This is a genomic window from Streptomonospora halophila, assembly GCF_039542725.1.
Lineage (GTDB): Bacteria > Actinomycetota > Actinomycetes > Streptosporangiales > Streptosporangiaceae > Streptomonospora > Streptomonospora halophila.
This window is the reverse complement of record NZ_BAABIK010000061.1, coordinates 1-10,903: the sequence shown is the minus strand read 5'-3', so window position 1 is coordinate 10,903 and position 10,903 is coordinate 1. Positions and strand designations below refer to the sequence as shown.

Here is a 10,903-nt window from a genome sequence, read left to right as displayed (position 1 = left end):
CCGCGGTGCGCGGGCGCCGCGGTGCGCGGGCGCGCGGTGCGCGGGCGCGGGACCGTCCCGCGTCCGCCCGGCGGCGGGTTCGCGCGGTGGTGTGGGGCGGTGTGCGCCTGGCGGCGGGGTCGTGCGGCGGATACGCGCAGGTGGGCGACGGTGACCCGATGACCGAGGTCGCCACGGCTCCTATAGCCTCGAATGCGTGCTCCGCATCCTGCTGTCGCCGCGCATGCTGGCGTTCCACGCGCTGGTGGCGCTGATCGTGCCCAGCTTCATCTGGCTCGGGTTCTGGCAGCTGCACCGCTGGGAGGACAAGTCCGCCGCGGTGGCCCTGCAAGAGGCGAACATGGCGGCCGCACCCGTGCCGGTGGACCGGCTCGCCTCGCCGAGTGAGGAGGTTTCGGCCGCCGAGCAGTGGCGCCGGGTCACCGCCACCGGGCGCTACGACGCCGAGCACGAGCTGCTGGTGCGCAATCGCGACGGATCCGGGGGTGTGGGCCTGCACGTGCTGACACCGCTGGTCACCGGCGACGGCACCGCCCTGCTGGTCAACCGCGGCTGGATCGAGCAGCCGCCCACGGCCACGACCCGGCCGGACGTGCCCGCGCCCCCCGAAGGGCGGGTGACGGTCACCGGTCGGCTGCGGTCCGGCGAGTCCGAGGAGAGCACCGGCATCCGTGTGCGGGACGGTCTGCCGGAAGGGCAGATCATGCTCATCGACGTGGACCGGATCGCCGGCGACCTGCCCTATCCCGTCTACGGCGGCTACGCCGAGCTGACCGAGCAGCGCCCCGCAGCCTCCGACCGGCCCGAGCCGGTGTCGCCGCCCGAGCTGAACACGGGGATGAACCTCTCCTACGCCGTGCAGTGGTGGATCTTCACCGTGATCGCCATCGGCGGATGGGTCTTCCTCATGCGCCAGGAGGTGGCCGAGGCCCGCAGCGGCGGCGAGGGTCCGGAAGACCCCGGATCGGGCACGGGGGCCGAGGCTCCGAGTGGAGACGGCGCCGGAGGTGGCGGGCCGGGCGGTGGCACGCCAGACGACGGGGGATCGGTCGGCGGCTCGGACGATGGCGGGTCCGGCGGTGGATCGGACGGCGGAGGAGCGGACGACGGCGCCCCGGGCCGGCCTCAGGGGGCGGGCAGCCGCGAGGCCGGAGCCGCGGCCGAGGCCGCGGCGAGGACCGCGCCGGATGCGCGGGAACAGGCCCGCCCGGACCGGCGGTCCCCGCACGCCGACGCCCGCACGTAGCGCCCGCCGCGGGTCCGCTCCGGTGCGCCGACCCCGCGCCGTGGCCGACCGGCCCATCGCGGGCAGGACTGCGCGCGGGTGCTGACTGAGCCGGTCGGCCGGTTCGACGGGCCGGGCCGAACCGGGCGTACCTGTACGTCCAGTCCCGGAGCCGAACCCGCGAACCGGAGCCGGGGGTTCTCCGCTCGAAGCAGGCCGGTCCTCGGCCGCGCGGCCTGAGTGGCGGACGGCGAGGGCGCGGCCCCGCGAGGGCGCGGCCAGCGGCCCGACGGCCTGTCGTCGAGGGAGCGCAGCGACCGGCTCGCTCAGCTCACGGAGGCGGGCATGGTCGACCGGTCCGCCGCGCCGGCCGGCCGCCCCGTGTGCGCTGTGTGCTTAGCGAGCGCGGCGCGGCCGGGCGCTCGGTCCACTCATGCAGGCGCTGTGGGACCGGGCGCGGTTCCCGGGCGGACGGTGACGGGTGGCGGGCGAGAGGCGATGCGCGACGGGTGATGGATGACCGTTGATCGGTCACCGGTGGCCTGGCCGGTGGCCGTCGGTGCGGTCCGGGATGCCGCAGCGGTAGTCGGGTGGCGGGAGTCTGGCGAGGGAGACCGGCGGCGGGATGCGCTACCCCGGGGGTCGCGGCGCGGGAGACCGGCGGCGGGATGCGCTACCCCGGGGGACGCCGCGAGGGCGACCGGCCAGAGGTCGTGCGGCCCGGGCCCGCCGCCGACGTGTGCGCGGCGGCACTGGCAGGATCGGCGTATGAGCGACGACGGGGGAGCGCCCGGTGTCCACCGCGTGACACGGCGCACGGCCGACCGGGGCGAGAGCGCGCGGGCCAGCCGTCTGTGGTGGGAGCACGCGGCCGACGAGTACCAGGCCGAGCACGGCGCGTTCCTGCGCGACACCGGCTTCGTGTGGGGACCCGAAGGCGTCGATGAGACCGACGCGCGCCTGCTCGGGCGGGTGGATGAGCTGCGCGGCGCCCGGGTGCTGGAGCTGGGCTGCGGCGCCGGGCAGTGCGCGCGGTGGTTGCGCACCCAAGGGATCGAGCGCGTGGTGGGCGTCGACATCTCCCGCCGCCAGCTCCAGCACGCCCGCCGCATCGACGAGGAGACCGGGGTCGGGGTGCCCACCGCCCAGACCGACGTCCAGAACCTGCCGTTTGCAGCGGGCGCCTTCGACCTTGTGTGCTCCGCCTTCGGTGGGCTGCCGTTCGTGCCCGACGCCGGTGCGGCGCTGACCGAGGCGGCCCGCGTGCTGCGGCCGGGCGGGCGGCTGGTGTTCTCGGTGAGCCACCCCATGCGCTGGTGCTTCCCCGACGACCCGGGCGAGCGCGGTCTGATCGCCGAGCAGTCGTACTTCGACCGCCGCGCCTACGTCGAGGAGGACACCGCCGGTCGGGCCGTCTACGTCGAGCACCACCACACGATGGGCGACTGGATCCGCGGCATCGTGTCCGCCGGCCTGGTGCTGCGCGACCTGGTGGAGCCGGAGTGGCCCGAGTCCAACCAGCAGACCTGGGGAGGCTGGAGCCCGCTGCGCGGCCGCCTCTTCCCGGGCACCGCGATTTTCGTAGCAGCGAAACCGGCAGGCTAGGCGAGAGCTGTAGTCGGCCGCGCCCAACCTGAGCCCGGAGGGCGGCCCTGCGGAAGTCGGATCGGGTGCGTGTCGGTTGCCCGCCCGACGTGGGCGGCGAGGGCGGCGACGGCGGTGGGTGGTCGGGCCCGCGGTCATCGGATCGGGTGCTCGCCGGTGCGGCGTGCAACGTGGGCAGCAAGGGCGGCGGGTGGCCGAGCCCGCGCCCATCGGTTCGGGTGCTCGCCGGTTGCGCGCCCTGACGGGGGCGGCGAGGGCGGCGGGTGGTTGGGCTCGTGATCATCGGTTCGGGTGCCCGCTGGTTGACCCGTCCTGCCGGGGGGCGTTTCGGGCATTTCGTCCTTGGCGGAACCGCTGCGGGAGCACGAGTCCCGCTTGAACCAGCGCGATGGCGCCGCCACCCTGCCGTGTTTCCGTCATACGGAAAATACGGGGTTGCTTTGCCCCGGTTTGCCCGTTTCTCCGGGCGGTGTGACCGCCGCCCGGGCCACGAGACCGCCGAAAACCGCGGCCGGAGCCCCTTGAGAGGTGCATTCGGTGGGTTTCGTCGTCACCGGCGCCGCCCGAGGGTCCCCGAACCCGGGTACAATCCGGACACCGGGGGAGGAATCGCCCCACGTGGAGGGGTGGTGCGACACTTTGCGGCGCCGCCGGCTGCATCAGGCGGTCTCGTCGCCGTCCCCGACTCCAACGCCTGCCCGCAATTCCCGATCCTGCGCCCGCGGCCCCACCATCACAGGAAACCGCCCCCTTCCTCCCCGCCACCCCGGCCATTCGCCGCCGTCGCTGCCCTCGTCAGGGTGGCCAACCGGCGGGCACCGGGACCGGTGGTCGCGGGCTCGGCCATCCGCCGCCGTCGGGTGGCCGACCGGCGGGCACCCGATCCGATGGCCGCGCGCCCCACCACCCACCGCCCTTGCTGCCGTCGTCGGGTGGCCGACCAGCGCTCACCCGATCCGATGGCCGCGGGCTCGGCCATCCGCCGCCCTTGCTGCCGTCGTCGGGTGCGCAACCGGCGGGCTCCCGGACCGGTGGTCGCGGGTTCGGCCGTCCGCTGACGTCGCTGCCCCCCGTCAGGGCGCGCAACCGGCGGGCACGGGGACCGGTGGCCGCGGGCTCGGCCATTCGCCGCCGTCGCTGCCGTCGTCGGGTGGCTGACCAGCGCTCACCCGATCCGATGGCCGCGCGCACCCCAACCCCCCGCCCCATGCCTCCAAGTCAGCGCTCTGCTTGCGGCAGATCGCCGCAGGGCAGAAAGGGTCGATTCCGCACCATCACCGGCCGCAGGCTGGTGACGTCCGGACGATGTGGTGGCCACCCGTCGGGCTCCGGCCTTGGAACCGATCGAGGAGGAGAAGTGCTTTCAACTTACCCATCGGCGCTGCCGCGGCTTGCCGCCGACGGCGCCGCCGCGACGTTCGACGACCAGATCGCCAACCGGCTGCTGCACGGCCGGATGGTGGTGCTCGGCACCCAGGTCGACGAAGTCGTCGCCAACCGCGTCTGCACGGAGCTGCTGCTGCTCGCGGAGGAGGACCCCAAGCGGGACATCACGCTGATCATCAACAGCCCCGGCGGCTCGGTGCACGCCGGCATGGCGGTCTACGACACCATGCAGTTCATCCCCAACGACGTGGCCACCCTGGTCATGGGCTTCGCGGGAAGCATGGGCCAGTTCCTGCTGTGCACGGGCGCCGCAGGCAAGCGCTACAGCCTGCCCAACGCGCGCATCATGATGCACCAGCCCTCGGGCGGCGTGGGGGGCACGGCGGCCGACATCGCGATCCAGGCGGAGAACCTCGCCCACACCAAGAAGTCCCTGCAGGAGCTGACCGCTCGGCACACCGGCCAGCCGCTGGAGCGCATCGTCGAGGACCAGCGCCGCGACGCCTGGTTCACCGCCGAGCAGGCCCGTGAGTACGGGTTCGTCGACCAGGTCGTCAACAGCGTGGCCGAACTGGGCGGGGACACCGCGCGCCGGTTCGGCTTCGGCGCCGACAACGCTCCGGGGATCGCCCATGCCGCGGCCTCGGCGCGGGCCGAGCGGCGGCAGGAGCGGCAGGAGCAGGAGAAGAAGCACGGGGACGGCGCACAGAACGGCGGCGCCGACGGGTCGGACTCCGAGGAGGGGCGGAAATGAGCCAGTACACGGTTCCGGTGGTGGTCGAGCGCACGCCCTCGGGCGAGCGGTCCTACGACGTCTTCAGCCGGCTGCTCTCGGAGCGGATCATCTTCCTGGGCACGGCGATCGACGACGGCGTGGCCAACGTGACGATGGCCCAGCTTCTCCACCTCGACCACGAGAACGAGGAGCGCGACATCAGCCTCTACATCAACTCCCCCGGCGGCTCCACGTCCGCCGTGACGGCCATCTACGACACCATGCGGTTCGTCCGCTCCGATGTGGCGACGGTGTGCATGGGCCAGGCGGCCTCGGGCGCGGCGGTGCTGCTCGCGGCGGGCACGCCCGGCAAGCGGATGGCGCTGGGACACTCGCGGGTGCTGCTGCACCAGCCCTCCACCGAAGGCCAGGGCGAGGCCGCCGACCTGGAGATCCAGGCCGCCGAGGTGCTGCGGGTGCGCAGCGAGATCGAGGAGATCCTGTCGGCGCACACCGGCCACAGCGTCGAGCGGCTGCGCGCTGACACCGACCGCGACAAGATCTTCACGGCGTGGGAGGCCAAGGACTACGGACTGGTCGACGACGTGATCTCGGACCGGCCGGCGAGGAGGGCCGCCGTGGGCGCGGCCTGACACCGGCGGCGCCGTCCGCGACCTGCGGGCGGCGCCCCGGCCGGGCGCGGACCGCCCCGGTGCTCTCCGCCGGGCCGGGGGAGGCGTTCAGGCGGCGAGCAGCACCGCCTGGACGCCGCCGTCCGTTCGAGGGGCACCGACCAGCCCGCGGCCGATCGGCGCGGGGGCGGGCGCGAGCTCGGTGTGCAGCCCGCCGACCAGGTCGACCAGCTGCAACCCGAGCGCGCGGTAGACGGCGGCCAGCACCTCGGAGGAGGGCTCCTTGCGGCCGCGCTCGATCTCGGAGAGGTACTGCAGGGACACCTGCGCGTCCTCGGCGACGTCCTGCAGCGTACGCCCCTGCTCCAAGCGGGCTCGGCGGAGCACGCCCCCGATGAGGTCGCGCATCAGCGGCTCGTCGCCCTCTGCCGGCCGTTCGCCCATGGTTCCCTCCCCGAAGCGCACTCCTGACACCCCGACACTACGCCGACCGGACCGCACCGGCCATGGCGCCGGAAGGCCCAGCCTGCGCGTTCTGCGACGGGCAGAATCGTCACCGGACGCGGGGATCACACGTCCAGCTCCTCCTCGATCGACTTCAGCCGGTGGCGGGCGAGCGCGAGGTTGCCCCGGGTGCGGTCCATCGCCAGGTAGAGGAACAGCCCCTGCCCCTTTCTGCTGGTGAGGGGGCGAATGATGTGGTATTGCGCGGAAAGTGTGATCAGGATGTCCTCGATCGACTCGTTGAGCCCGAGCTGCTCGGTGGTCCGGATTTTCGCGCGGACGACCTCGGTGTTTCCCGCGGCGGCCACATTGAGGTCGAGGGACTTGGTCGAGGAGAGCGTGCCCAGCGCCATCCCGCTGCTGTAGTCGACGACAGCGGCGCCGATCGCGCCTTCGATCTCCATCATTTCCTTGAGCCCGGAATCGATATTCGCCATATCCTTCTCTCTTCTGTGGTTGGGCCGGAGCAGCGCGGGCCGCTCGGCGATCCAGCGGCGCAGCCTTCCGCCACGGCCGCGCGGCCGCGTTCCACCGGTCAAGCGACCACCTCGGCCGTCCGGTCGCTGCCGGTGGACAACTCGCGCAGGGCGTTGAGGACGCGGAGGAGTACAGGGCGCTCGACGGTGGTGGGTGCGGCCGGCGCCGGGGTGCCCCGCCGCCTGCGGACGTCGGGAAGCTGCGGGCGGGCCTCCTCGGCGACCCGGCGCAACCGGTGCAGGACCAGGCCGAGACTGCCCTGGTCGCGGCCCATCCGGACCTGGAGGCACAGGCCGGGGCGGGCGAGCACGGTGTAGATCAGATGGTCTCCGCGCTCGGTGAGAACCACCTCCTCGACAGTGCGGCCCTGCTCGAGGGGCCCCTCCGCGACAGCCCGCACGACCGCCGCCGTCTGCGCCGCCAGCGCCCTGTCGTCCGCGCCGTGCCAGGCGACGGCGCGTTCCTCGTGCCAGTGGACGAGACAGACGCTGCGCACTCCGTCGAGGCGGAGAACCTCCCGCATCTGCTGATCCAGGTCGATCACGGCGCTCCTTCGCACGCGCGGACAGGCGGAAGCGAAGACACGGTTGATTCCGTTCCTCGCACCACCGATGAGCATAAAGGGCGACACGTGATTCGCGCGGCTTTTCTGGCGATTCGCCGTTCCTAATCCGGCCACTCCGTGATCTTTCCGACCGAATGCGCCGATCCGCCGGATACGCAGTGCGAATACGAAAGACCGGCGAATCGCATTGGTCATGCCGATCGCCCGGATTCGATTTCCGTGCGCGATTAGGGACCTTGTTCGGCGATACCGGGCCCGAAGGCCCCGGTTTCGTCTGAGTCGGGCGGGGCATCGCGCACGCGTGCGCCGGAAGAGCGTTCGAGGGGCGCGCGGACCCGTGTGCGCGGGGGACGCCCGTGTGCGCAGGCGGGGACACAGGCGCGCATCCGCCGTGGAGCGGGGCCGACTCCCAGGAGATGCGGGACCCGCCGGCGCCCGCCCGCTGCGGGAGGCAGGGGCCGGAGCCCGCCGCGGCGCCGGCGACCGGGCTGCCGACAGCGGGGGCCGGGCAGCCTCGGCGCCTCACGGCTTCAGTGCTGCAGCACCTCAGGCCCTCCGGGCCTCCGTGCCTGAGCCCGGGTGAACCGGCACACAGCATGACGCGAGGGCCGCCTCCGTGTCCCCCCTCAAAATCACGGATGCGGCCCTCGCCTTGGGAACGGTCGCCGACTCCTCCCCCCTGGAGTCGCGACCTTGAAAGCTCTATGTTGTGGCGGGAGAGCTGCGCCGATCGGCTTCGCCTCTCGCTCTGTTCCACAGACTACCGATGATGACCTGCCGTAACAACCCTCTGTCACAGTGAACTACTTAAAGTGATCTCCATCTCCACTCAACCCGCGAACCAAGGCACGGCGCCCAAGGTCAAGTCGGCGCTGTTCCGGGGGCGCAGCGAGTCCGCCGCAAGGCGGACATAGCCTGGGGTCGTGCGCTCCGACTTGGTCAAACCCCGCTGGCTCGGCACCCATCTGCTGGCCCTGCTCGCCGTGGCCGTATGCCTCGGCGCGGGGTACTGGCAGTTCGAGCGCGCCCAGGAGCCTTCGCGCGAGGTCGTGGACAGCCCTATCGAGCGGCTGTCCCGGGCCCGACCGCTGGAGAGCGTGTTGCAGCCGGGCGCCTACATGTCCGAGGACGAGGGCAACCAGGCGGTGCGGGTCACCGGCGTCTACGCGCCCGAGCGGCAGCGGCTGGCGCCGGCGCTGTCCCCTGAGGGGGAGAAGGGCTACTACGTCGTCGCGCCGCTGGTCACCGGCGAGGACACCGCCGTCGCCGTCAGCCGCGGGTGGATACCCGAAAGCGCCGCCGACTCCGCGGACCGGCCGGCCGACGTGCCCGAGGGCGAGGTCTCGGTGACGGGATGGCTGCAGCCCCCGGACAAGGCCGAGGACGGATACATCCCCGTCGACACGCCCGAGGGCCACGTGGCCCGGATCGCGCCCTCGCTGCTGGTCAACGAATGGCCCTACCGGCTCTACGAGGGCTACATCATCCTCGGCGAGCAGCGGCCCGCCGACGCGGCCGCCGGTTCCGGCCCGGGGCTGCGGCAGATCCCGCCGCCGGAGCCGCCCAAGGGCATCGTGTGGAACTGGCGCAATGTGAGCTACGCCGCGCAGTGGGGGGTCTTCGGCAGCGCGGTGGTCGTCTTCTGGCTGTCACTCATGCGCCGTGAGCTGCGGGAAAGCGGCTCAGCAAGCGGACAGGGCGGCCAGGAGGGGCCTGAGGGCGAGAACGGGCGGCCGGAGCCGGGAGGCGGCGGGGCGCCCTCCGCCGACGCGGGCGGCGGCGATCAGGAATCGGTGGCGCGGACCTGACCGGCGCCGCGCCCGTCCGCCGACGGCGCGGCCCCGCCGGAACCCGCCTTCTCCGCTGCCGCCAGCCGGTGCTCGATGATGAGCCCGGCGAAGGGGATCGTCCCGGCCAGGGCCACCCCCACCGTCCGCGGGGCGCTCCAGCGCCGGTCCAGGGCCAGCCACAGCACGACGAGAACGTAGGCCATGTAGACGTAGCCGTGCGGGATGGCCACGAGCGGCATCAGCACCGACTCGTCACCGAACAGGCTCTCGGCCCCCGCGGGCGCTGCGGCCAGCGAGAAGCGCGCGGTCTCGCCGATGAGGTACTTGGCCGGCATCGCAACGAACGTGAGCAGCAGAAGCAGGACACCCGTCACATAGGCCAGGACGCGGTACAGGACGAACGGCAGACGCTTCTTCTCCACGGGGCACCTCGTGCTGTCGGCGGCGGACGGCGACCCGGAGGCCGCCGCGCGAGCGGCCGCGGGGGCCCGCGGCCGCGCTGGGCTTTCTGTGGTTCCGGTCCCTGCGGAGCCTGACCGCGGTAGGGACCTGAACCGAGCCTAATCGCCGCCGCGGGCACCCCGGATGCGGGTCGCCGCACACCGGTGCCGCCCGTCACCGGGGCGCGGACGCGCAGGTCGCAGCGCTCGCCTACAGCCGCCCCGACGCGCGGGTGGGGCTCTGCCAGCGGCCGTCGGACCGGGTGGTCCACGCCTGGGGAACGGTGCGCAGGGTGAGGTAGGCGTCGAGGAGCCGCATCGGCAGGAAGAACACCCCGTAGACCAGGTAGCTGGGCCGGCGCCGGACGGTCGCCAGCACGCAGGTCAGGATGTAGTCGGGCACGAACAGCCCGATCAGGATCGTGGTGAGCGGCAGCACCGAGGTGACGGCGGCGTACCCCGTCGCATAGGCGTCCACGTCCAGCACCGCGCCGCCGGTGGCCAGCGGGACGAGCGTGAAAAGGCCCAGCGCGGCGGTGGCCAGCAGCAGCACCGAGACGACCACCACCTCCAGGATGTAGAAGAACAGCGCGAACCAGAACAGGCTGGGCCACACGCCGTGCCGGCGCACCGTCTGCCAGAACCCCAGGGTCCAGCGCCGCACCTGCTTGACGTAGTCGCCCAGGGTGAACGGGTCCTGGCAGTACGCCTTGGTGTCGGGCCGCATCGAGATCCGCCCGAGGCGCTTGTGGTGCACCTCGAAGGTCATGTTGAAGTCCTCGATCACCAGGCCCTTGGGGTTGATGTCGATGCTCTTCAGCGCGTTTGTGCGGTACACGCTGGCGAAGCCGGGGACGATGAACGAGGTGCTGGTGTGCCGCCAGGTCTGGCCGAAGCGCAGCAGGTACTGCAGCAGCCAGTAGAGGCGGTCGCGGTAGGCCGAGATGGTCCGGCCGGTGATGGTGCGCTCCTTGGGCTTCCACTCGGCGACCACGAAGCCCGCCACGGCGGCGACGGAGGGATCGCCGAGCTGGCGGCGGGCGCCCTCGACGTAGCCGCTGTCGAGTTCGGTGTCGGCGTCGAGGATGACCACCCCGGCGTAGTTCTCGGCCAGCTCGAACTCCTCGATGACCGCCTCGATCGCGCCGGCCTTGCCGCGGTTGGTCAGCAGTTCGAGGACGTTGACTCCGGTCTCGGCCGCGATGTCGGCGGTGGCGTCGTGCGAGCTGTCGGAGACCACGTAGATGTCCCAGCGGTTGAACAGGCGCAGCGCCGAGGTGATGGCGCCGTCGATCACCGGCTCCTCGTTGTGGGCGGGGATGACCACCGCCAGGTCGAGCCGCTCGGGGGCCTCGGGATCGCGGGCGGCCGGGCCCGCCGGCGCCGCACTCGCGAGAACCGGCTGCGCGGCGGAGGGCGCCGTGTCGTCGGGCTCCGGAGCGACCGGCGCCGTGCCCGCGTCTGCGCCGGGCGCCGCGGCACGCGAGCGCACCAGCACCCGGTCGCCGTCCGCCTCCGCGACACCGACCGGGGCGACGGCCTCGCCGCCGCCGCCGGCGGCGAA

Annotated in this window: 10 protein-coding genes; 5 read left to right on the top strand and 5 right to left on the bottom strand. The window is 73.0% G+C overall.

Annotated elements, in window-relative coordinates; genetic code table 11:
- Positions 1–196 precede the first annotated feature (196 nt).
- The 4 genes from ABEA15_RS25280 (at position 197) to ABEA15_RS25265 (ending at position 5,584) form a co-directional block, all read left to right on the top strand.
- On the top strand, positions 197–1,246 hold the full coding sequence (locus ABEA15_RS25280; RefSeq protein WP_345559565.1) for an SURF1 family cytochrome oxidase biogenesis protein: 1,050 nt from the start codon (positions 197–199) through the stop codon (positions 1,244–1,246).
- Between the two features lie 747 nt (positions 1,247–1,993).
- On the top strand, positions 1,994–2,830 hold the full coding sequence (locus ABEA15_RS25275; RefSeq protein ID WP_345559563.1) for a class I SAM-dependent methyltransferase: 837 nt from the start codon (positions 1,994–1,996) through the stop codon (positions 2,828–2,830).
- Positions 2,831–4,187: 1,357 nt separating this feature from the next.
- Positions 4,188–4,970, top strand: coding sequence for a ClpP family protease (locus ABEA15_RS25270; RefSeq protein ID WP_425579448.1), 783 nt, complete (start codon positions 4,188–4,190; stop codon positions 4,968–4,970).
- Positions 4,967–5,584 (top strand): ATP-dependent Clp protease proteolytic subunit, encoded by a 618-nt coding sequence (locus ABEA15_RS25265; protein WP_344147602.1) that lies wholly within the window; start codon positions 4,967–4,969, stop codon positions 5,582–5,584. Before ABEA15_RS25270 ends, ABEA15_RS25265 begins: the two co-directional genes overlap by 4 nt.
- Before the next feature lie 87 nt (positions 5,585–5,671).
- Here ABEA15_RS25265 and ABEA15_RS25260 read toward each other — a convergent pair whose 3' ends face one another.
- From ABEA15_RS25260 to ABEA15_RS25250, 3 genes are all read right to left on the bottom strand, one after another.
- On the bottom strand, positions 5,672–6,007 hold the full coding sequence (locus tag ABEA15_RS25260) for a helix-turn-helix domain-containing protein (RefSeq protein ID WP_344147599.1): 336 nt from the start codon (positions 6,005–6,007) through the stop codon (positions 5,672–5,674).
- Positions 6,008–6,132: 125 nt separating this feature from the next.
- Positions 6,133–6,504 carry a hypothetical protein gene (locus ABEA15_RS25255; protein WP_344147662.1) on the bottom strand — a complete coding sequence of 124 codons (372 nt, stop codon included), beginning with the start codon at positions 6,502–6,504 and terminating at the stop codon, positions 6,133–6,135.
- Between the two features lie 98 nt (positions 6,505–6,602).
- Positions 6,603–7,088 (bottom strand): hypothetical protein, encoded by a 486-nt coding sequence (locus ABEA15_RS25250; protein ID WP_345559561.1) that lies wholly within the window; start codon positions 7,086–7,088, stop codon positions 6,603–6,605.
- Positions 7,089–8,032: 944 nt separating this feature from the next.
- Here ABEA15_RS25250 and ABEA15_RS25245 point away from each other — a divergent pair.
- On the top strand, positions 8,033–8,917 hold the full coding sequence (locus ABEA15_RS25245; RefSeq protein ID WP_345559559.1) for an SURF1 family protein: 885 nt from the start codon (positions 8,033–8,035) through the stop codon (positions 8,915–8,917).
- On the opposite strand, the gene ABEA15_RS25240 is transcribed toward ABEA15_RS25245, so the two are convergent.
- Together ABEA15_RS25240 and ABEA15_RS25235 are read right to left on the bottom strand one after the other, a co-directional pair.
- A complete protein-coding gene (locus tag ABEA15_RS25240) occupies positions 8,893–9,321 on the bottom strand; it encodes a DUF3817 domain-containing protein (RefSeq protein WP_345559557.1) in 429 nt (142 codons plus the stop codon). The genes ABEA15_RS25245 and ABEA15_RS25240 overlap by 25 nt on opposite strands.
- Before the next feature lie 229 nt (positions 9,322–9,550).
- On the bottom strand, positions 9,551–10,903 hold a 1,353-nt coding region (locus tag ABEA15_RS25235; protein ID WP_345559556.1), incomplete at its 5' end, for a glycosyltransferase family 2 protein.

Coding starts and splice junctions, on each gene's coding strand:
- ABEA15_RS25275 (WP_345559563.1), top strand. CDS start 1,994: ATGAGCGACGACGGGGGAGCGCCCGGTGTCCACCGCGTGACACGGCGC.
- ABEA15_RS25265 (WP_344147602.1), top strand. CDS start 4,967: ATGAGCCAGTACACGGTTCCGGTGGTGGTCGAGCGCACGCCCTCGGGC.
- ABEA15_RS25260 (WP_344147599.1), bottom strand. CDS start 6,007: ATGGGCGAACGGCCGGCAGAGGGCGACGAGCCGCTGATGCGCGACCTC.
- ABEA15_RS25255 (WP_344147662.1), bottom strand. CDS start 6,504: ATGGCGAATATCGATTCCGGGCTCAAGGAAATGATGGAGATCGAAGGC.